General features: G+C 68.7%; 15 protein-coding genes. 10 read left to right on the top strand and 5 right to left on the bottom strand.

Annotated features, from left to right (window positions below; genetic code table 11):
* Positions 1-1,210, bottom strand: a 1,210-nt coding sequence (locus tag ACFWQC_RS15600) for a DUF222 domain-containing protein (RefSeq protein ID WP_378679465.1), incomplete at its 3' end; no start/stop codon positions are given.
* 447 nt (positions 1,211-1,657) lie between these two features.
* On the opposite strand from ACFWQC_RS15600, the gene ACFWQC_RS15595 reads away from it, so the two are divergent.
* Together ACFWQC_RS15595 and ACFWQC_RS15590 are read left to right on the top strand one after the other, a co-directional pair.
* The gene (locus ACFWQC_RS15595) at positions 1,658-3,697 is read left to right on the top strand and encodes an ArnT family glycosyltransferase (protein WP_378679462.1); all 2,040 of its coding nucleotides are present in this window, start codon (positions 1,658-1,660) and stop codon (positions 3,695-3,697) included.
* The gene (locus ACFWQC_RS15590) at positions 3,694-4,893 is read left to right on the top strand and encodes a glycosyltransferase (protein WP_378679459.1); all 1,200 of its coding nucleotides are present in this window, start codon (positions 3,694-3,696) and stop codon (positions 4,891-4,893) included. Before ACFWQC_RS15595 ends, ACFWQC_RS15590 begins: the two co-directional genes overlap by 4 nt.
* Here ACFWQC_RS15590 and ACFWQC_RS15585 read toward each other — a convergent pair.
* Positions 4,856-5,719 (bottom strand): helix-turn-helix transcriptional regulator, encoded by an 864-nt coding sequence (locus tag ACFWQC_RS15585; RefSeq protein WP_378679456.1) that lies wholly within the window; start codon positions 5,717-5,719, stop codon positions 4,856-4,858. The genes ACFWQC_RS15590 and ACFWQC_RS15585 overlap by 38 nt on opposite strands.
* A 101-nt stretch (positions 5,720-5,820) precedes the next feature.
* On the opposite strand from ACFWQC_RS15585, the gene ACFWQC_RS15580 reads away from it, so the two are divergent.
* The 5 genes from ACFWQC_RS15580 (at position 5,821) to ACFWQC_RS15560 (ending at position 11,364) form a co-directional block, all read left to right on the top strand.
* Positions 5,821-6,822 carry an aldo/keto reductase gene (locus ACFWQC_RS15580; RefSeq protein ID WP_378679453.1) on the top strand — a complete coding sequence of 334 codons (1,002 nt, stop codon included), beginning with the start codon at positions 5,821-5,823 and terminating at the stop codon, positions 6,820-6,822.
* Positions 6,823-7,034: 212 nt separating this feature from the next.
* Entirely contained in the window at positions 7,035-8,564 is a 1,530-nt protein-coding gene (locus ACFWQC_RS15575; RefSeq protein WP_378679450.1) for a Re/Si-specific NAD(P)(+) transhydrogenase subunit alpha, read from the top strand.
* Between the two features lie 11 nt (positions 8,565-8,575).
* On the top strand, positions 8,576-9,976 hold the full coding sequence (pntB, locus tag ACFWQC_RS15570) for a Re/Si-specific NAD(P)(+) transhydrogenase subunit beta (RefSeq protein WP_378679447.1): 1,401 nt from the start codon (positions 8,576-8,578) through the stop codon (positions 9,974-9,976).
* A gap of 95 nt (positions 9,977-10,071) precedes the next feature.
* Positions 10,072-10,707: a YitT family protein gene (locus ACFWQC_RS15565; RefSeq protein ID WP_378679444.1), complete on the top strand. Its 636-nt coding sequence runs from the start codon at positions 10,072-10,074 to the stop codon at positions 10,705-10,707.
* A 42-nt stretch (positions 10,708-10,749) separates the two neighbouring features.
* Positions 10,750-11,364, top strand: coding sequence for a nitroreductase family protein (locus tag ACFWQC_RS15560; RefSeq protein ID WP_378679441.1), 615 nt, complete (start codon positions 10,750-10,752; stop codon positions 11,362-11,364).
* A gap of 2,184 nt (positions 11,365-13,548) precedes the next feature.
* Here ACFWQC_RS15560 and ppgK read toward each other — a convergent pair.
* Positions 13,549-14,307, bottom strand: a complete 759-nt coding sequence (gene ppgK / locus ACFWQC_RS15555) for a polyphosphate--glucose phosphotransferase (protein ID WP_378679438.1) — start codon at positions 14,305-14,307, stop codon at positions 13,549-13,551.
* 93 nt (positions 14,308-14,400) lie between these two features.
* On the opposite strand from ppgK, the gene ACFWQC_RS15550 reads away from it, so the two are divergent.
* Positions 14,401-15,819 carry a fatty acid desaturase gene (locus ACFWQC_RS15550; protein WP_378679435.1) on the top strand — a complete coding sequence of 473 codons (1,419 nt, stop codon included), beginning with the start codon at positions 14,401-14,403 and terminating at the stop codon, positions 15,817-15,819.
* Positions 15,820-15,885: 66 nt separating this feature from the next.
* On the opposite strand, the gene ACFWQC_RS15545 is transcribed toward ACFWQC_RS15550, so the two are convergent.
* Positions 15,886-18,228, bottom strand: a complete 2,343-nt coding sequence (locus tag ACFWQC_RS15545) for an MMPL family transporter (RefSeq protein ID WP_378679432.1) — start codon at positions 18,226-18,228, stop codon at positions 15,886-15,888.
* Between the two features lie 25 nt (positions 18,229-18,253).
* The gene (locus ACFWQC_RS15540; protein ID WP_378679429.1) at positions 18,254-18,817 is read right to left on the bottom strand and encodes a TetR/AcrR family transcriptional regulator; all 564 of its coding nucleotides are present in this window, start codon (positions 18,815-18,817) and stop codon (positions 18,254-18,256) included.
* 125 nt (positions 18,818-18,942) lie between these two features.
* On the opposite strand from ACFWQC_RS15540, the gene ACFWQC_RS15535 reads away from it, so the two are divergent.
* Both ACFWQC_RS15535 and ACFWQC_RS15530 read left to right on the top strand, forming a co-directional pair.
* Positions 18,943-19,536, top strand: a complete 594-nt coding sequence (locus ACFWQC_RS15535; protein WP_378679426.1) for a TetR family transcriptional regulator — start codon at positions 18,943-18,945, stop codon at positions 19,534-19,536.
* A gap of 61 nt (positions 19,537-19,597) precedes the next feature.
* The gene (locus tag ACFWQC_RS15530; protein WP_378679423.1) at positions 19,598-20,812 is read left to right on the top strand and encodes a M15 family metallopeptidase; all 1,215 of its coding nucleotides are present in this window, start codon (positions 19,598-19,600) and stop codon (positions 20,810-20,812) included.
* Positions 20,813-20,857: the final 45 nt, after the last annotated feature.

Here is a 20,857-nt window from a genome sequence, read left to right as displayed (position 1 = left end):
CGACGACTCCACCAAACCAGCCTGGCCACCGGCTGAGCCGGGCCGGGCTCCGCCCGGCCGACACCGACGCCAGCAACTCAAAGCGCGACAGCCACCACTCCGGTGGCATGTCGCAGCCCTCGGCTTGGCAGCACTTCTGCTGCAACCGCATCGCCTTGCGCTGGATCGGCTGGAAGAACCGGCTGCCCCGGCCCGCGTCGAGGACCTCACCATCACCGCCGAGCACCCAGGGGATGATGGTCGCGTTGCAGGCCATCCGCCTGGCCTCGGCCGCGGTGATCGTGGCCCCGCTGGTCTCGTCATAGCCCAGGGTGGCGATCCCGAGGTCCTTGCGGAGCTCCTCGAGGCTGATGACCACGTTGATGGTGGTCGCGTCGCCGCCGTGGCGGGGCAGTGCGGCCGGGTCGATGGTCTCCAGGAGCCGGGTGAAGCCTTGTCCCATGAGTCGTTCCCATGGCGGCAGCGGGGCACCCTTGCCGACGAGGTGTTGTTTGCGGGGTTGGGCGTAGGCCTCGACCAGCCGCTTGAACCTCATCCCGATCGACGTCGGCAAGACACCATCGAACCCGACGGTGCCGTCGTGGTTGTTCCACACCCGTAGCGCGGTCTTCTGCTGGGCGCGCTCTTCCTCCGCCAACAACGCTTGGGCTTCGGCGTCCTCGAACCGGGCCGGGTCGATCTCGGCCAGGATCCGTTTGCCGACGATGTGGAGCTCGTTCGCGGTCAGGCGACCGGCGTAGTCGACCAACAGCTTCTCCGCCAGGACCAGGTCCTCGGCACTGGCGACCGGGTTGGTCTCGATCTTGTCGAGTGCCTTGGTGATCACCCGGGCTTTGTCTTGGGACACGATGCCCTCGGCAAGGCCGGCGGCGACGACCTCGTACTTGGCGACACTGCTCGCGAGTTTGATCTGGGAGCGAGCGACTGCCTTGTCTACGAGGAGTTCGGTCCGCATCCACCCAGACGCATCCTTGGCACCAGTCTCTTCAGCGATGTCGCCGGCAGATGCGAGCACTCGGAGTTTCAGCGCGGCCTGTTGGGCCTGGAGCTTCTCCAGGCGTTCCAGCAGGTCCTTCTTCTGCCCGGTGCGCCAGTAGGTGGGGTCGGTGGCGAGGAGTTCTTGGAGGGCGGTCTCGATGGCCCTCAGGGCAGCGTCGATCGCGTCGCCGGGGTTGGTGCCCCAGTGGTCGATGCCGCGGCCGAGACTCATAGCCATCCTCCCTCAGAGGTGTGTTGTGATGGCTATGATTCTACGCCCTCAACGCTCGCATGACCATCTATTTTCCCAGGTCAACCACTGTTTTCGCGATGAGCGAACGACCTCGCATCTGTGGATGGTAAGTGGCCCGAAGGGCCACCCTTCCGCCCCATCAACACCAGCCTTCCGAGCAAAGATTTCTCCGCGCCACACCCGGGCCGCCGCCCCGATAGCCAGCCAAATCTTTCTCGATCTGGTCCGGAGTCCAGGATCGCGAAGCGGCCGGCGAAGCCGGCGGGCCGAAGGCCCGTCCTTGACGCCGGATCAGATCGAGAAGACCCTCCAGAACGGGTCGGCTGCCCACTCCAACCCCGAAGAAACAGCAGGCAACCACTGCCCATAGCCCCCTCACAGCCCCAAAAAACGACCACCACAGCCCCACCCCCGAGCGTGGTCGCCATGACCCAACTCCTCGACCCACCCACGGCAACAGCGCCGACGAAGACAAGAAGCTGGCGCCCAACCCCCGAGCGTGCGGCGCTCGCCATCTTGCTGACCCTGACAGCAGCGGCGTACCTCTGGACGCTCTCAGAGTCCGGATACGCCAATCAGTATTACTCCGCCGCCGCACAGGCCGGCGGCGAGAGCTGGATGGCGTGGTTCTTCGGGGCGCTCGATGCGAGCAGCTCGATCACGGTCGACAAGCCGCCGGCTTCGTTGTGGGTGATGGGCCTGTCCGTACGCCTCTTCGGGCTGTCCTCGTGGAGCATCCTGGTTCCGCAGGCGCTGATGGGGGTCGGGAGCGTCGGGCTCGTCTTCGCCATGGTGAAGAAGGTCGCGCCTTGGCAGGCGGCGATCGCGGCGGGGGCGTTCACCGCGTTGACCCCGGCGGCGGCGCTGATGTTCCGGTTCAACAACCCGGACGCGCTGCTGCTCCTGCTGCTGGTGGGTGCCGGGTTCTCGACGCTCAAGGCGATCGAGACCGGCAAGGGCAGGTGGATGGTGCTGGCCGGTGCGCTGCTCGGCTTCGGCTTCCTGGCCAAGATGCTGCAGGCGTTCCTGATCATCCCGGCGATCGCGGTCGTCTACCTGATCGCGGGCAAGGGTTCGCTCGGTAGAAGGATGACCCACGGCATCGCCTGCTTCGTGGCCATGGTCGTCAGCGCCGGCTGGTACATCACGATCGTCGAGCTCATCCCGGAGTCGTGGCGCCCCTACATCGACGGCTCGACCAGCAACTCGCTCCTCGAGCTGACCCTCGGCTACAACGGCGTGGGAAGGCTGAACGGAGGTGACTACGGCGGCCTCGGCAACGCGGGCTTCTCCAGCGCGGCCGGTGTCCTGCGCCTCTTCCAGGGCGTCTCCGGCGGCATGGTCTCCTGGCTGCTCCCCGCGGCGCTCCTCCTCCTCGTCACCGGGCTCGTCGTTCTTCGCAAGGCGCCGCGCACCGATCTGACCCGTGCCGCGCTGATGCTCAGCGGCGCCACGATGCTCGTCACCGGCCTGGTCTTCTCCTTCATGGAGGGCATCTACCACGACTACTACGTGGTCGCGCTGGCTCCGTGGATCGCGATCACCGCGGTCGTCGGCGCGGCCGTCCTATGGCGCAGTATGTGGCGCGACCGCGACAGCCTCTTCGCCCGGATCACCCTGGCGGTCGCCATGGCCGGCAGCGCCGTGTGGGGCTGGGTGCTCCTCGGGCAGTCGGGCGAGCAGCCGTACGACGCGCTGCGCTGGCCCGTCCTGATCATCGGGCTCGGCGTCGCTGCCGCGTTCGTCTTCGCGGACAGGCTCACCCGCCGGGCAGCTGCGGCGGTCCTCGCGGCGGCAGCCGTGACCGTGGGACTCGGTCCTGCGGCGTACGCGATCCAGACGATCGGCACCGCACACACCGGCTCGATCGTGACGGCCGGGCCGTACGAGGGCGGCGGCATGGGCGGGATGGGCGGCGGTCGCCCCGGTGGTGCCGGTGGCCCCGGTCCCCAGACCCAGAACGGCACCCCGCCGACCGGCCAGATGCCGGGCGGAACCACAGACGGTGCCACCGGCCAGGCCCCGCAGGTGCCCGGCGGCAACGGTGGTGGTCCCGGCGGGACCCGTGGCGGCGGAATGATGGGCGGCGGCGCGGTCGACGAGGAGCTCGCCGAGGCGGTGAGCACCAACGCCGGCCGCTACACCTGGGTGGCCGCGACGATCGGTTCCCAGACAGCGGCCGGCCTCCAGCTCGAGACCGGCGAGGCCGTGATGGCGATCGGTGGCTTCAACGGCACCTCGAACAGCATCACGCTCGAGCAGTTCCAGGAGTACGTCGCCAACGGCGAGATCCACTACTTCATCGCCGGCGGCGGCATGGGCGGCATGGGCGGCATGAGAGGCATGGGAGACGCCAGCGAAGAGACCTCCAGCGCCTCGGAGATCAGCGCCTGGGTGACCGAGAACTTCACCCAGACCACGATCGGCAGCTCCACGGTCTACGACCTGACCGAGGGGGCCGCATGACCGCGGGCACGACTCTCTCCAACGGAGAGTGGGCAGTCGACGAGAAGCGGCTGCTGACCGCGATCGACCTGGTGATCCCGGTCCACAACGAGGAGAAGGACCTGGAGGAGTCCGTACGCCACCTCGACGGCTACCTGCGCACCCTGCCCTACTCCACGACGATCACGATCGCCGACAACGCCAGCACCGACGGCACCTGGGAGATCGCGGAGCGGCTCGCGACCGAGATCACCCGGGTCCGTGCGATCCATCTCGAGGAGAAGGGCCGGGGCAGAGCGCTCAGGGCGGCCTGGTCCACCTCGCGGGCGGAGGTGGTCGGCTACATGGACGTCGACCTCTCCACCGACCTGCGGGCACTGCCGCCCCTGCTCGCCCCGCTGCTCTCGGGCCACTCCGATGTCGCGATCGGGTCCCGGCTGGCCCGCGGCAGCCGGATCGAGCGGGGCCCGAAGCGCGACTTCCTGTCCAAGGGCTACAACCTGCTGCTGCGCGGTGTCCTGTCCGCGGAGTTCACCGACGCCCAGTGCGGCTTCAAGGCGCTCCGCCGCGACGTCGCCGAGAAGCTGCTCCCGCTGATCGAGGACGACAGCTGGTTCTTCGACACCGAGCTGCTCGTCCTCGCCTCCGAGGCCGGGCTGCGCGTGCACGAGGTGCCGGTCGACTGGGTCGATGATCCCGACTCACGCGTCGACATCGCCAGGACGATCAAGGAGGATCTCGACGGGATCCGACGACTGCTGTTCGGGCTGGTCAGCGGCCGGATCGACCTCAGCGGCGTACGTCCGCCCGGGCCCGTCCGGAGCCCGAGCCTGGCGGCTCAGGTGATCCGGTTCGGTGTCATCGGGGTGCTGAGCACGCTGGCGTACCTGCTCCTCTACGTCCTGCTGCGCACCGCCGTCGGAGCGCAGGCGGCGAACCTCATCGCACTCCTGGTGACCGCGGTCGCCAATACCGCGGCCAACCGCCGGCTGACCTTCGGGATCACCGCGCGGCAGGGCGTGGTGAAGCATCACGTCGCCGGGCTGGCCGCCTTCGGGGTCGGGCTGACGCTGACCTCCGGATCGCTCGCGCTCCTCCACCTGGCCGCGCCGACGCCCGCGCGAGCGTTCGAGATCGTCGTGCTCGTGGCCGCGAACGCCGCGGCCACGCTGATCCGCTTCATCGCCCTTCGGTGGGTGATGAGTCCGCGCTCGTGAGCCGCTGGGTGCCGATGACGCGGAGCAGCTCCAGCTTCTCTGCGGCATCGGTCCCCTCGGCCGGGAAGTAGGCGAGCAGCTTCACGTCGGCCTCCTCGGTGAGCAGGACCTCGCAGCGTACGGCGACCGGGCCGACCTCGGGATGGATGAACGTCTTCAGGTCGGCACGCCGCACGCCGACCTGGTGGCGCTCCCACAGCCCACGGAACTCCTCGCTCGCGGCGAGGAGGTCGTGCACCAGCGAGGTGATGTCGGAGTCGCCGGCCCGACGGGCGTACGTCGCCCGCAGGTCCATCACATGGCTCGCCGACATCCGGTCCCAGTCCTCCCGCGGCGCGGGCCGGCGGTCGGGCTGGGTGAACCAGCGCCACATCAGGTTGCGGCCCCGGCCTGGCCCCTCGGGCAGCGGTGGCAGCAGCGTGGTGGCGAGCGGGTTGAGCCAGGCGATCTCGCCGGTGTCGGTGCAGATCACGACGGGGATGTCGGTCAGCCGCCGGGCGAGGGCGATCAGGCCGGGACGTACGTAGTTGCCGGCCCGCCGGGGAGGCGGCGTCATCCCGGCGAGGTAGAAGAGGTGGTCGCGCTCGTCGAGATCGCACTGCAGGGCCCGTGCGATCGCGGAGAGCACCGACTCCGACGGCGCCGACCCGCGTGCCTGCTCCAGCCGCGTGTAGTGGTCGGTCGAGACCCCGGCGAGCGAGGCGACCTCCTCCCGCCGCAACCCGGGAGTACGCCGCCGCAACCCGTCCGGGAGGCCGACGTCGGAGGGCCGGTGCACCTCGCGGCGACGTCGGAGGAAGTCGGCGAGCTCACGGCGGTCGGTCACGTTCCTCATCCTCCGTCGGCGGCGTCCGGTTATCCAGGGACGGCTCGTCCCTGGATGTGCCGTGCCTCCCGGACGCCCGCGGAGCGCCGCACGCTGGATGCATGACCCTCAACATCAAGTTCAGCACCAGCCGACAGCTCGGCGAGAACGGTCCTACCGTCACCTCCCCCGCCCTGGGCGGGATGAGCCTCTCCGGCGCCTACGGCGCGGTCGACGACGAGGAGGGCGTACGCGTCATCCACGCCTACCTCGATGCCGGCGGCACCCTGATCGACACCGGCGACTTCTACGGCGCCGGCCACAACGAGATGCTGATCGCCCGGGCGCTGCGCGAGCGTGACCGCGACGACGTGGTGCTCTCGGTGAAGTTCGGCGCACTGCTCACCCCGGTCGGGATGCCGGCCGGCTTCGATGGCCGGCCCGAGGCGGTGAAGTCATCCCTGACCTACTCCCTCCAGCGGCTCGGCACCGACCACGTCGACATCTACCGCCCCGCACGTCTCGACCCGAAGGTGCCGATCGAGGAGACCGTGGGCGCGGTCCAAGAGCTGGTGGAGGCTGGATACGTACGCCACATCGGGCTGAGCGAGGTCAGCGCCGACACGATCCGCCGCGCCACCGCGGTGGCCCCGGTCAGCGACCTGCAGATCGAGTACTCCCTGCTCAGCAGGGGGATCGAGACCAACGGCATCCTCGACACCTGCCGCGAGCTGGGCATCGGCATCACCGCGTACAGCGTCCTCGGCCGCGGCCTGATCGGCGGCAGCGGCGCCCTCGGCGGCTCGCTCGCCCACATGCCGCGGTTCCAGGGCGACAACCTCGACCACAACCGCGCGCTGCTCACCACCCTGGAGGAGATCGCCGCGGCCAAGGGCGTCACCCTGGCCCAGCTCGCGATCGCCTGGGTCGCCGCTCGCGGCGAGCACATCGTCCCTGTCATCGGCTCTCGCCGGGTCAGCCAGGTCGAGTCGATGGCGGGTGCGAACGAGGTCACCCTCGACGACGCCGACCTCACTCGCATCGACGCCGCCGTGCCCGTCGGCGCCGCCCGCGGCGACCGCTACCCGACCCAGTTCATGGGGCAGCTCGACAGCGAGCTGTGAGGACGTGAGGAAGACCACAGGTATTGGACCGATACAACCGGACAGACCTGGTGTCCACCTGCTGATCTGCCCTACCGTTACCGGCCAGTAACCAGCACGGTGGGGTTCCGGACCCGCGCCGGTCATGAATCGGTCACGCGCTGATCGGCTGACCGGGATCCCACCATGCTGGAGACTGAAGACACTGCGCAGCTAGACCCAAGGAGTCCAGGATGCTCATCGGAGTGACCCGAGAGACGAAGCCAGGGGAGACCCGGGTGGCGGCCACCCCCGCGACCGTCAAACAACTGACAGGTCTGGGCTATGACGTCGTCATCGAGGGCGGGGCCGGCGAGGCGTCCAGCTTCAAGGACGAGGCGTACGCCGAGGCCGGCGCCCGGATCGGCACGGCCGCCGACGCGTGGGGTGGCGACCTGGTCTTCCGGATCAATGCCCCCTCGGTAGGCGAGGTCGAGCTGCTGAAGAGCGGTGCCACCCTGGTCGCCCCGCTGGCGCCGGCGCAGAGCGGTGAGCTGCTCGACGCCCTGGCCGCCCGCAAGGTCGACGCCTTCGCGATGGACGCGGTGCCGCGCATCTCGCGGGCGCAGTCCATGGACATCCTCTCCAGCCAGGCCAACATCGCGGGCTACCGCGCCGTGGTCGAGGCGGCCCACCACTTCGGCCGCTTCTTCACCGGCCAGGTGACCGCGGCGGGCAAGGTGCCGCCGGCGAAGGTCCTCGTGGCCGGTGCCGGTGTGGCCGGTCTGGCCGCGATCGGCGCCGCGAGCTCGCTGGGCGCGATCGTGCGCGCCACCGACCCCCGTCCGGAGGTCGCCGACCAGGTCAAGTCGCTCGGCGGTGAATACCTGAAGGTCGAGGTCGAGGTCGAGAAGTCGACCGACGGCTACGCCAAGGCGACCTCGGAGGCCTACGACCAGCGTGCCGCGGAGATCTACTCCGAGCAGGCTGAGGACGTCGACATCATCGTGACGACCGCGCTGATCCCGGGCCGCCCGGCGCCGAAGCTGATCACGGCGGCCGATGTGGCGAGCATGAAGCCCGGCTCGGTCATCGTCGACATGGCGGCCGCGATGGGCGGAAACGTCGAGGGCACCGTGAAGGACGAGGTCGTCACCACGCCCAACGGCGTCACGATCATCGGCTACACCGACCTGCCGGCGCGTCTTCCCGCGCAGTCGAGCCAGCTCTACGGCACCAACCTGGTGAACCTGATGAAGCTGGTGACGCCCGAGAAGGACGGCGTACTCGCTCTCGATCTCGAGGACCAGGTCCAGCGCGGCCTGACCGTCGTGCACGACGGCGGCGTGCTCTGGCCGCCCCCGCCGGTCCAGGTCTCCGCGGCTCCGGCCGTGGCCGCCCCCGCTGAGGTCGCGGTCAAGGAGGAGAAGAAGCCGCTCTCCGCCGGGGCGAAGCTCGCCCTGGTCGGCACCGGTGCGCTCGCCCTCTTCCTGCTCAACGCGGTCGCTCCGGCCGAGATCACCCGGCACTTCACCGTGCTGACGCTGTCGATCGTGATCGGGTTCTACGTGATCGGCCACGTACACCACGCGCTGCACACCCCGCTGATGTCGGTGACCAACGCGATCTCCGGCATCGTCGTGGTCGGCGCCCTGCTGCAGCTCACGGTCGCTGACAACGTGGTGCTCGTGCTCGCGGGCATCGCCACGCTGCTGGCGAGCATCAACATCTTCGGTGGCTTCGCCGTGACCCGCCGCATGCTCTCGATGTTCCGGAAGGCCTGAGGTAACACGTCATGGATATCTTCTCGATCGCCGGCGCCGCCTACCTCGTCGCCGCCCTCCTCTTCATCCTGTCGCTGGCAGGGCTGTCCAAGCACGAGACCGCCTCGCAGGGCTGGCTCTACGGCGTGGCCGGCATGACGCTGGCGCTGGTCGCGACCGTGATCCAGGTCGTCGATGGCGGCACCACCACCGCGGTGATCGTCCTGGTCGTCGCGGTCGCGGTCGGCGCGATCATCGGTCTGTGGCGTGCCAAGGTCGTCGAGATGACCGGCATGCCCGAGCTGATCGCGCTGCTGCACTCCTTCGTGGGTCTGGCGGCCGTCCTGATCGGCTGGAACGGCCACCTCGAGGCCGCTGCCGGCCACGTCCACGGTGGAGCCATCCACTCGGCCGAGGTCTTCATCGGCGTCTTCATCGGTGCGGTCACCTTCACCGGCTCGATCGTCGCCTTCCTCAAGCTCTCCGCGCGGATGAAGTCGGCGCCGCTGATGCTGCCGGGCAAGAACGTCATCAACATCGGCGCCCTCGTCGTCTTCGTGATCCTGACGGTCGTCTACGTCATCAACCCGACGCTCCCGCTGCTGATCGCCGTCACCGTCGTGGCGCTGGCGCTCGGCTGGCACCTGGTCGCCTCCATCGGTGGCGGTGACATGCCGGTCGTGGTCTCGATGCTCAACAGCTACTCCGGCTGGGCCGCGGCCGCCTCCGGCTTCCTCCTCGGCAACGACCTGCTGATCGTCACCGGCGCCCTGGTCGGGTCCTCTGGTGCGTACCTGTCCTACATCATGTGCAAGGCGATGAACCGCTCGTTCATCTCGGTGATCGCCGGTGGCTTCGGCATCGAGGCCGGGCCTGCCGGTGACGTCGACTACGGCGAGCACCGCGAGATCAATGCGGAGGACACCGCCGACCTCCTCGCCGGCGCCTCCTCCGTCGTGATCACCCCGGGCTACGGCATGGCCGTCGCCCAGGCGCAGTACCCGGTCGCAGAGCTCACCCGCATCCTGCGTGACAAGGGCGTGGACGTACGTTTCGGCATCCACCCCGTCGCCGGCCGTCTGCCGGGTCACATGAACGTGCTGCTGGCCGAGGCCAAGGTGCCCTACGACATCGTCCTGGAGATGGACGAGGTCAACGACGACCTGGCCGAGACCGACGTCGTCCTGGTCATCGGTGCCAACGACACCGTGAACCCGGCCGCCGCCGAGGACCCCACCAGCCCGATCGCGGGCATGCCCGTCCTGCGGGTCTGGGAGGCCAAGAACGTGGTCGTCTTCAAGCGGTCGATGGCCGCGGGCTATGCCGGTGTGCAGAACCCGCTCTTCTTCCGGGAGAACTCGCAGATGCTCTTCGGCGACGCCAAGGCCAAGGTCGACGAGATCGTCAGCGCCCTCGCCCGGGTGCCTGCTTGACCGGCATAGACACAGACAAACAACACCTGACCAGCGGAAACGTGACGTAGGTCTCGCTCTGGTGAATTCTGCACGGCTCGGGCACGACACCCAGAATGAGTGTCGTGTCCGAGCCGTTTACAGACTCCCTCGAGTCGATCCGCGTCCCCCATACGTTGCTGGAGGACGCGCTCGGCTACGTCACCAGCATCGTGGTGACCTCACTGGGCCTCTACCTGATCCAGTCGGTCGGAGCGGTCACCGGCGGCACCGCCGGACTGAGCCTGCTGGTGAGCTACTGGACCGGGCTGCCGTTCGAGGTGCTGTTCGTCCTGGTCAACCTGCCCTTCTTCGGGCTCGCGCTCTCCAAGAAGGGCATCGGGTTCACCCTCCGGTCACTCGGCTGCGTCATCGCGGTCTCGGCGATGACCCGGGTCCACGCCGACCTGCTTCCGCTCGACGGCCTCGACGCCGTCTACGGGGTCGTGGCCGGCAACCTGCTCGTCGGCCTCGGGCTCCTGGTGATCTTCCGCCACGGTGCCTCGCTGGGCGGGTTCAACGTGCTCGCCCTGCTCCTGCAGGAGCGGCTCAACCTCCGAGCCGGGTACGTCCAGATGGGCCTCGACGTGAGCGTCATCCTGCTCGCGCTCTTCGTCGTCTCGCCCGCGACCGTCATCCTCTCCGCCCTCGGCGCGGTCGTCCTCAACATCATCCTGGCCTTCAACCACCGGCCCGGCCGCTACCTCGCCTGAGACGTTTGTCTTCCAAGTCGGTAGACATTGCAGAATAGCGGCATGACTGCCGCGAAGCGCGCGCCCCAGGCCGGCGCCGAGGAACTGACCGAGCACCTGCGTGATCGCTGGTCGGTGAGTGTTTTCGACCCGGCCCACGAGCTCGTCGACGCCGAGATAAGGCTGCTCCTCGAGGCGGCCCGGTGGGCGCCGAGCGCGGGCAACAGCCAGCCGTGGTCGTTCCTGGTGCTGCCCCGCGGGTCCGCCGGGCACGCGACGTTCGTGAGCCATCTGTCCCGCGGCAACTCCGGCTGGGTGCCGCGGGCATCGGCCGTGTTCGTCGCGATCTCCCAGGTCGGTGTGGGCCCGGACGGCAACGGCCCGAAGTGGTCGGACTACTCCCACTACGACCTCGGTCAGGCGGCCGCCCATCTCACCGTCCAGGCCGCCTCCCTCGGCCTCTCCTCCCACCAGTTCGCCGGGTTCGACCACGACGCCGTGGCAGCGGCGTTCGGCGTACCGGACTGGTGGAAGGTGATGACGGGGATCGCGGTCGGCCTCCACGGTGACCCCGCGCAGGTCGACCCGCGCGACGCGGAGCGCGAGGAGCGCGAGCGCGTCCGGCGGCCGCTCGGCGAGATCGCCTTCGCCGACAAGTGGGGCACGCCGTGGGCCTGACGCGCCGGGGCTGGCGTCCCAGAAGGCTTTAAAAAGGACGTACCCATCGGGGCATCGGTCTAAGGTTCCGGGGTGGAGAACGGTCAGGAAGCAGGTCGACTCCGGCGCGTCGTGGCAGCTGTGTTCGTGCTCGGGGTGCTGGGTGCTGGGCTGGTGACGACCGCGCCGGCAGCCGTCGCGGCGCCCAACGACGGTGTCGGCGAGTCCTCGCGCACCCGCTATGTGCTCGACGAGAAGGCCAGGACCGTCAAGGTGAAGGCCGAGGTCACGGTCACCAACCAGCAGCCGAGCACGGCCACGACCTACTACTTCCTGACCGGCCACGCGATTCCGATCCCGGCCGGGGCGACGAAGGTCAGGGCGACCAGCAACGGCGCGAAGCTGCCGGTGAGCACCGAGAAGATCAAGGGCACCGGTCTCGCGGTGGTGACCGTCTCCTTCCCGAACCTCTACTACGGCAAGTCGCGCACGATCACCTGGACGTACGAGCTGAAGGGCGCCCCGATCCGGGCGAAGAAGAACCACACCCGGATCGGCGAGGGGTACGCCGTCTTCCCGGTGATCGGCCTCGGTGACGACGGGCAGGTGACCGTCGACGTCGTGCTGCCGAAGTCGATGACGTTCACCGCCTCCTCGGGCGACTTCAGCAAGCGCACCAAGGGCAAGACGACGACCTGGCACTCCGAGGGCGACTTCGTCGACGCCGGCGTCTCCGCCCGCGACCCCAAGGCCTTCGACGAGAAGAAGATCAAGGTCGGCGACACGAAGCTGTCGCTGCAGAGCTTTCCCAAGGACGAGGAGTGGATCGACTTCGCCGAGAAGCGGGTCACCGAGGGCATGCCGGTGCTGGAGGAGCTGACCGGCAACGAGTGGCCCGGTGGGCTCGAGACGATTCGTGAGGACGGTTCGGCGGAGGCGGTCGGCTACGCCTGGTTCGACTCCGACGCCGACGAGATCGTCGTCTCCGAGGACCTGGACACGGCGATCCTCTACCACGAGATGACCCACGCCTGGATCAACCCAGACATCGTCGAGGGTCGCTGGCTGAGCGAGGGCCTGACCGAGCTCGTCGCCCAGCACGCGACGGAGAAGGTCGGTGCCAAGGGGCAGAAGTACGGCAAGGTGAAGCGTCGCAGCAAGGCCGCGTTCCCCCTCCTGACCTGGGATGCCGCCGGTTGGAGCCAGGAGAAGGACGCGTACGGCTACCCGGCTGCCTACACAGCCGTCTCGGCCATGCTCGCGGACCTTTCCGACGAGGAGCTGACCCATGTGGTCGACGACGTCTACGACGGCCGCACCGGTTACGACGCCGCCGATGACGAGATCACCAGCGGCCCGGTCGACTGGCGCCTCTTCCTCGACATCGTGCAGCGGTACGACACCGATGCCTCCCCGGAGAAGCCGCTGAAGAACTGGGTGCTCACCCGCGCCGAGGCCAAGCAGCTCGACTCGAGGGCCAAGGCCCGCAAGGCGTACGCCGCGATCGACAGTGCCGACGGCGAGTGGCTGCCGCCGCTGGGACTCCGCGACATCATGGCCGCGTGGACGTTTGAGGACGTGGGCACGGTCATCGGCGAGATCGGTGTTGCGAGTGCTTACGCCACCAAGGTCCAGGAGGCGGCCGAGAAGGCCGATCTGCCGGTGCCGGCCGCGGCGAAGGAGGCCTACGAGGGCGCCAACGAGGATGACCGGTATCGCGAGCTCGCCACCACGCTGCCCCGCACCGCCGAGGTGATCACCGAGGTCGGTGAGGCGACGGCCGACGTCGAGGGCATGCAGAACCCGCTGACCGAGCTCGGTGAGCTGGTGCTGTTCCTCGACGTCGGCGCGGCCAGCGCGCGAGCCGACCTGAACGACGGCTATCTCGAGGACGCCTCGACCACCGCCACCGGGGTGCGCGCCCGGGCCGACTGGGCCCTAATCGTCGGACTGGTCGCGCTGCTGGTGATCGCTTGCGCGACGTACGCGGCGTACCGGGTGTTCTGGAACCCGACGGCGCGACGCCGGCGGGCCGAGCGCAAGGCCTTCCTCGTGCAGGCGAAGAAGACGAGGAAGGCGGGGGCTCCGTGGGATTCTCGACCTGCCTGGCCGCCGATGCCGCCCCTGCCGCCGGGACCCCCGGGATCCCAAGGACCGCCGGGACCCCAGGGGCCGCCGTGGCCACCGGGGCCGCCCGGACCGCCGTCAGTCGGTGGCGAGCTCTTCGGCGTACAGCGCGGCCCCGACGGCGCCGGCGGTGTTGAGCAGCTTCGCCGGGATGATCTCGGTGTCCAGGTCGAGCAGCGGCAGGAATTCCGCCGCCTCCTTCGAGACCCCTCCGCCGACAAGGAATAGGTCGGGGGAGAAGAGCATCTCCAGGTGCTGGTAGTACCTCTGCAGCCGTTTGGCCCAGTGCTTCCAGGAGAGGTCCTCGCGCTTGCGGGCGATGTTGGAGGCGCGGGTCTCGGCGTCGTGGCCGTCGAGCTCGAGGTGGCCGAGCTCGGAGTTGGGCACCAGCACGCCGTCGTAGAGGAGTGCCGAGCCGATGCCGGTGCCGAGGGTGGTCATGACGACCAGTCCACGCCGACCCTCAGCGGCGCCGTAGCGCACCTCCGCCAGGCCGGCGGCGTCGGCGTCGTTGACCACGTGCACGTCGCGTCCGGTGGCCGCGGTGAAGATCGCGTCCGCGTCGGCGCCGATCCAGGACTTGTCGATGTTGGCCGCGGAGTGGACCACCCCGTGGCGTACGACGCCTGGGACGGTCACGCCGACCTTCCCGTCGTAGTCCGGGAACTGGGAGAGCAGGTCCACGAAGATCTCGGCGATGGCGTCGGGGGTGGAGCGTTCGGGTGTCGGGATGCGTACGCGTTCCTCGGCGAACTCGCCGGTCGCGAGATCGATCGGGGCACCCTTGATGCCCGTGCCGCCGAAGTCGATGCCGAAGGGCAGGCTCGTCGTCGTCATCCGCCCATCCTATTTACAAGCACCGACGTGACGTACGACACTTGACAGATCATCCTCGTTTGTCAATCAAACTCAGCGTCAAAGGGGCCAACGATGGAGATCACCAACAGCACGGTGCCCGACGGCTCGACCGAACAGTGGCGCGACAAGAAGCGCCATCTGTGGTTGCTCGGCCTGGTGGTGCCGCTCCTCGGGTTCATCGCGATCGGCGGCTGGCATCTCACCGACGTCGGCGCGTTCCTGTGGACCGGTCCGATCATCATCCTGATCGTGGTCCCGGCCATCGACCTGTTCGCAGGGCTCGACAGGTCCAACCCGCCCGACGACATGATCGAGGCGCTGGAGAACGACAGGTACTACCGCTGGATCGTCTACTCCTACCTCCCGCTGCAGTACGCCGTCTTCATCGGCGGCATGGCCCTCGCCGCCCACGGCTCCCTGGACGGCCACACCCTGAGCATGATCGACCGGGTCGGGCTGGCGATCTCGGTCGGCTGCATCGGCGGTATCGGCATCAACACCGCCCACGAGCTCGGCCACAAGCGCGAAGACGTCGAGCGCTGGCTCTCCAAGGTCGCGCTCGCGCAGAGCTTCTACGGCCACTTCTACATCGAGCACAACCGCGGCCACCACGTCCGCGTCGCGACTCCCGAGGACCCGGCCTCGGCCAAGGTCGGCGAGTCCTTCTACACCTTCTGGCCGCGCACGGTCTCGGGGTCGCTGAAGAGCGCCTGGCGGCTGGAGAGGAAGAGGTACGCCCGCCGCGACCAGCACCCGTTCCGGATCGGCAACGACGTACTCAACGCCTGGCTGATGTCCGCGGTGCTCTGGGGTGGGCTGATCGTGTGGCTCGGGCCCGTGGTGATCCCGTTCCTGCTGATCCAGGCCGTCGTCGGGTTCTCGCTGCTCGAGGTGATCAACTACATGGAGCACTACGGGATGCTCCGGCAGAGGGTCGGCCGGCGCTACGAGCGCGTCGACCCCAGCCACTCCTGGAACTCCAACAACATCGCCACCAACGTGCTGCTCTACCACCTGCAGCGCCACAGCGACCACCACGCCAACCCCGTACGCCGCTACCAGACCCTGCGCGACTACAAGGAGTCTCCGGTGCTACCGACCGGCTATGCCGGGATGATCCTGCTCGCGATCGTGCCGCCGGTCTGGCGCCGGGTGATGGACCCCAGGGTGCTGGCGCACTTCGACGGCGACATGTCGCGGGCCAACATCCTGCCGCGCAAGCGGGACAGGATCCTGGCGAAGTATCCGGCGCCGGGCGCAGATCGTGCCGAGACCGGCGACGACACCGTCGCGCGGGTCATCGGCCAGGAGGTGCTGGCCGCCCGCTGTCCCGGGTGCGGCTACACCTACCGGGTGGAGGAGGGCAACGAGGCAGAGGGGTTCGCCGCCGGCACATCGTGGGGGGACGTGCCGGACGACTGGTGCTGCCCGGACTGTGGCGTGCGCGAGAAGGTCGACTTCGTGCCTCTCGCCTCGGACTCCGTCTCGTAGCCCTACTCGGACGGCGACAGCCCCCGACCTCGTACGAGATCGGGGGCTGTCTGCTGCCGGTGACGGTCAGCGCTTTGCGAGCTCGGGTTCCCGCGGCTCCTCGGCGTAGTGGTCGGCGAGGTAGTGACGCTCCAGGCTCTCACCCTCGACGTCGACGTTCGGGAGGATCCGGTCGAGCCACTTCGGCAGCCACCAGGCCTTCTCCCTCATCAGGTACATCAGCGTCGGGATGAGGAGCATCCGCACGATGAAGGCGTCGAAGACGACCGCCGCGGCGAGCGCGAAGCCCATGGACTTGATGATCGGGTCGTCCATCAGGATGAAGCCCGAGAAGACGGCGGTCATGATCAGCGCGGCGGCCGTGACCACCCGGGCCGAGTTGCGGAACCCGTCGACCACGGCCTCCTTGTAGGAGGCACCGTGGACGTGGGCCTCCCGGATCCGGGTGACCAGGAAGACCTGGTAGTCCATCGCCAGGCCGAAGACCAGCCCGATCAGGAAGATCGGCATGAAGCTGACGATGGGCTGGCCGTCGAAGATCCCGAAGGCACCCTCCTGGAAGACCGCGACGGTGACGCCGAGGGTGGCCAGGACCGACAGCAGGAAGCCGAGCGTCGCGGTCAGCGGCACCAGGATCGAGCGGAAGACGAGCATCAGCAGGAGGAACGCCAACCCGATCACGATCGCGAGGTAGGGCAGCAGTGCGTCGTTGAGCTTCTCGGAGATGTCGGACATGATCGCGGAGGTGCCGGTGACCGCGAGGTCCGCGCCGGTCTCCTCCTCGAGAGCGCCTTCGCCCTCGCGCAGCTCCGCCAGCAGGTCCTCGGTCGCCTCGTCCTCCGGGGCGGTCTCCGGCTCGATCAGGATCACCGCGCCGTTCTCGTTGCCCGACGGGGGCACCACCTTGGCTACCCCGTCCAGGGAGCCGGCCCACTCCGCCACCCGGGCGTAGGTGGCCTGCTTGGCGGCCGCGTCGCCGGGCGTCTCGCGGGCATCGACCACCAGCATCATCGGGTCGAGGCGGCCCGGGCCGAAGCCCTCCTCGACCAGCTCGACCGCCTGCCGGCGCGAGCTGTCCGCGGGGGCGGTGCTGTCGCCCGGCATGCCCAGGTGCAGGTCCTTGAAGGGGATGGCCAGGGCGCCCAGGCCGATGACCACGATCAGCACCCAGACGATGGGCGCCTTGCCGATGAACCGGGCCCAGCGGACACCGTTGTTGAGCACGCGACCGTTGGCCTCGCGCTTGGGGTTGTAGTGGCGTACCGACAGGCCGAAGGCCTTCGACTTGAACACACCCAGCAGTGCCGGGAGCAGGGTCAGCGCGACCAGGACGGCGACCACGACGGTGGCCGCGGCACCCAGGCCCATGTAGGTCAGGAACGGGATGCCGACGACGCTGAGCGCGGAGAGTGCGATCACGACGGTGAGGCCGGCGAAGACGACCGCGGAGCCGGCGGTGCCGACGGCGACGCCGATCGCCTCCTCACGGTCGTCGGTGTGGTCGAGCTCGCTGCGGTAGCGCGCCAGGATGAACAGCGCGTAGTCGATCCCGACCGCGAGGCCGATCATCGTGGCGAGCATCGGGGTGGTCGAGGAGACGTCGGTGAACGCGGTGAGTGCCGTGATCCCCATGGTGCCGATGCCGACGCCGATGGCGGCGGTGAGGATCGGGAGCCCGGCGGCCACGAACGAGCCGAAGGTCAGCAGCAGGATGAGCAGGGCGAGCACGATGCCGACCAGCTCGGCGCTGGCGCCGCCGATCTCCTGGACCTGCATGCCCTGGCCGCGTACCTCGACCTGGAGGCCGGAGGCCGCGTCGGCCTCCTCGACGACGTCGGTGACCTCCTGCTGCATCTCCGGGGTCACCTCGGAGACGTCGACGTCCTCGAACTGGGTCGAGATCAGGCCGATCCGGCCGTCGTCGGACAGCGTCGGCTGGGCCTCGAGCTGGCCGAGCAGCATCTGCAGCGCCTGCTTCTCGCTCACCTGCTGACCACCCTGCGCGGACATCGCCTGGGCCGTCGCCGGGGCGGCTGCCTCGGCCATCTCCGGGGTCCAGATGTAGGAGATCTGGTCGGGTACGTCGTCGAGCGCCGCGAGGTTCGTGACGAGCTCGGCCACGGCGGCCTGGTTGTCGGAGCTCGTGAGGGTCTCGCCCTCGGGCGCCGCGACGACCACCTCGATGGAGGCGGCGTCGAGCACCGAGCCCTCCTCGCTGCCCATGATCTCGGGCAGCTCCTCGGCGGCCTCGACCGACTCGAGGCCGGGCATGGTGAAGGTCGTGGACATCGGCTTGGACATCGTGGTCGCCACGGCGCCGATCCCGATGATCACGATCATCCAGACGGCGACGAAGATCGGCCACCGCCGGTAGGCGGTCTTTCCGAGTCGATAGAGCAGCTTGGCCATTTCGGGGTTCCCCCTGGTCAGTGGTTCAGAACAGATCGACGAGGTCGTCGAAGATCCGGGTGAAGTGGTCGGCGACGGTGCCGGCCGAAGGATTGGCGAGGTAGGCGTCGAGCGCGGCGTCGAAGACGACGATCACCAGACGCAGTGCGACGCCGGCGAGCTCCGGGGTCATCTGGTCGCCTTCGCGTTGAGAGATCACCTCGGCGAAGTGAGCCGTCGCCTTCTCGAAGCGCGCGTGCGCGGCGTCGAGCACCTGCTTGTCGGTCTTGAGGACGCGCCGGATGAGGACGAGGTCGTCGTGGTCCACCTTCTCGGCCTCGAGCACCGTGCGCACGAGGACGCCGAGGTCGCGGCCGACGTGTCCGGTGGGGCCGCCTCCGACGAAGGTCGCGCCCAGCTCGGGATCGGGCTCGTGGTCAGGACCGAGGACGGCGTCCATCTTGCTCGGAACGTGGTTGAACAACGTACGTCGCGAGACGCCGACCCGCTCGGCGAGATGGTCCATGGTCCAGCCGTCGAAGCCGAACTCGTCGGTCATCTGGAGCGCGGCGCGATGGATGGCGGCCGCGGTGCGATCCCGTCGCATCATCTCGACAGGCCCGATACGCCACAGCCGATTGCACTCTCACTCATAGAGTGCATTGTTGCACCTCGGGGGTATTGAGTGCAAAACGATGTGGGGCAGTTAACCCGGCCGGTCATCCGCAGGGAGGCATGGCCGTAGACTTTGCCTTCATGGCGGCCGGCGCACCTGAAACCACCCGACAGCGGATCCTCGATGCCGCCGTCGAGATGACCACCGAGACCGGGTGGGCGAGTGTGACGATGTCCCGCATCGCCCAGCGGTGCGGGGTCAGCCGGCAGACGGTCTACAACGACATCGGCGCCAAGCCGGCCCTGGCGAAGTCGCTGATCCTGCGTGAGCTGGAGCAGTTCCTCGCGGTCGTGAGCACGGCCTTCGACCAGGAGGACGACTTCATCCGGGCGATCCGCCAGGCGACGTACGGCGTCCTCGACCGAGCCCAGGACAACAAGCTGCTGCACGCGGTCGTCTCGGCGACCCACGGTGCCGACACCGAGCTGCTGCCCTACCTCACCAGCCACAGCGAGGGGCTGCTGGGCTATGCGACCGAGCTCATCCACGAGCGCGTCGAGAAGTTCGGGCACGGGCTGACCGACGACCAGGCGGACACCGCCATCGAGATGACCGTCCGCGTGGTCCTCAGCCATGTCATGCAGCCCACCAAGTCACCCGACGAGACCGCCGACGACATCGCGTGGCTGATCTCGCGGGTCCTGAACGGCTGAGTTACCAGCGAGTTGGGTGCTGACCAGGCCTCGCCTAACCTTCCTGCGGGGAGGTAGATGGATGCGACAGGTCTCGTGGAGAGCGGCTGCGGCAATCGGCGCGGTGCTCGTGGTGACCCTGGCCGCCTGCGCGGGTGAGCCGTCGAAGCCGGCCTCGCCGAGCGGCAGCGCGAGTCCGAGCGCCAGCGGGGCAGCGAAGGACGAGAGCCCAATAGCCGACCCCTCGCACGCCGTCGACATCCCCGGCAAGCGCGAGGGCACGCTGCACTCCACCGACCTGCTGATCCTCTCCGAGGACACCCTCTCGTCCGCCGACGTCAAGAAGATCCGAGGACTCGACGGCGTCTCCGGCGTCGAGCAGATCTCGATGGCCCAGGTCAGCGTCGAGGGACGGCTGGTCAAGGTGGTCGCCGTCGACCCGTCGACCTACCGCAACTTCGCCCCCTTCCAGAGCGCCGACTCCGACGAGGTCTGGCAGCGCGTCGCCGGTGGCGAGGTGGCGATCGACCCCGAGCGCCAGGACGAGCTCCCGGCCGACAAGGACGGGTTCGTGCGGCTCGGCTCCAAGAAGGACGCGGCCTCCGTCCACGTCGGTGCCTACGCTCCCCAGCCGCCGGGTCTCGCCGCGGCCGTCGTCAACCACAAGTGGGGCGAGGAGATGGGTATGGAGAAGGGCAACGCGCTCATCGTCTCCACCGCCGCCATCGCCCCCAACCGAGTCGTCAAGCCGATCCAGAAGGTCGTCGGCTCGGACGCCTCCGTCCAGCGCCTCGACGTCGTCGCCCGCGCGGGTCTCGACCCCAACGCTCCCCAGAAGGCGTACGTCGTCGGCACCGTCGCCGAGGCCGTCGGCAACTACACCTACCGGGCCAACGGCGACGGCACCATCACCCCCGCCGCGAGCTGGGTGAGCTCCCACATCGTGACCGCCCAGGTGCCGATCCTCGGCTCGGTGACCTGCAACAAGGTGATGATCCCGCAGCTGCGCGCCGCGCTCCAGGAGGTCGTCGATCGTGGCCTCGCCAGGACGATCGACCCGAAGCAGTACGCCGGCTGCTACTACCCCCGCTTCATCGCCAACACCGCCCAGCTCTCCAACCACGCCTTCGGCACCGCCGTCGACCTCAACACCGCCGGCAACCAGCGCGGCACCGTCGGTGAGATGGACCGCACCGTCGTCGCCATCTTCGAGCGCTGGGGCTTCACCTGGGGCGGCAACTGGAAGTGGACCGACCCCATGCACTTCGAGATGAACCGCATCGTCAAACCGGGCTGATCCGGGGTTGTTGCTGACCTGCTTGGGACCTCGCATCTACGCTGG

The organism is Nocardioides sp. NPDC058538, from assembly GCF_042719275.1.
Classification (GTDB): Bacteria; Actinomycetota; Actinomycetes; order Propionibacteriales; family Nocardioidaceae; genus Nocardioides.
Note: the sequence above shows the minus strand (reverse complement) of the source record. Positions and strands in the feature narration are given on the sequence as shown.

Bases quoted from the DNA above. Each gene is read 5' to 3' on its own strand.
- ACFWQC_RS15595 (WP_378679462.1), top strand. From the start codon at position 1,658: ATGACCCAACTCCTCGACCCACCCACGGCAACAGCGCCGACGAAGACA.
- ACFWQC_RS15590 (WP_378679459.1), top strand. From the start codon at position 3,694: ATGACCGCGGGCACGACTCTCTCCAACGGAGAGTGGGCAGTCGACGAG.
- ACFWQC_RS15580 (WP_378679453.1), top strand. From the start codon at position 5,821: ATGACCCTCAACATCAAGTTCAGCACCAGCCGACAGCTCGGCGAGAAC.
- ACFWQC_RS15575 (WP_378679450.1), top strand. From the start codon at position 7,035: ATGCTCATCGGAGTGACCCGAGAGACGAAGCCAGGGGAGACCCGGGTG.
- pntB (WP_378679447.1), top strand. From the start codon at position 8,576: ATGGATATCTTCTCGATCGCCGGCGCCGCCTACCTCGTCGCCGCCCTC.
- ACFWQC_RS15565 (WP_378679444.1), top strand. From the start codon at position 10,072: ATGAGTGTCGTGTCCGAGCCGTTTACAGACTCCCTCGAGTCGATCCGC.
- ACFWQC_RS15560 (WP_378679441.1), top strand. From the start codon at position 10,750: ATGACTGCCGCGAAGCGCGCGCCCCAGGCCGGCGCCGAGGAACTGACC.
- ppgK (WP_378679438.1), bottom strand. From the start codon at position 14,307: ATGACGACGACGAGCCTGCCCTTCGGCATCGACTTCGGCGGCACGGGC.
- ACFWQC_RS15550 (WP_378679435.1), top strand. From the start codon at position 14,401: ATGGAGATCACCAACAGCACGGTGCCCGACGGCTCGACCGAACAGTGG.
- ACFWQC_RS15545 (WP_378679432.1), bottom strand. From the start codon at position 18,228: ATGGCCAAGCTGCTCTATCGACTCGGAAAGACCGCCTACCGGCGGTGG.
- ACFWQC_RS15540 (WP_378679429.1), bottom strand. From the start codon at position 18,817: ATGATGCGACGGGATCGCACCGCGGCCGCCATCCATCGCGCCGCGCTC.
- ACFWQC_RS15535 (WP_378679426.1), top strand. From the start codon at position 18,943: ATGGCCGTAGACTTTGCCTTCATGGCGGCCGGCGCACCTGAAACCACC.
- ACFWQC_RS15530 (WP_378679423.1), top strand. From the start codon at position 19,598: ATGCGACAGGTCTCGTGGAGAGCGGCTGCGGCAATCGGCGCGGTGCTC.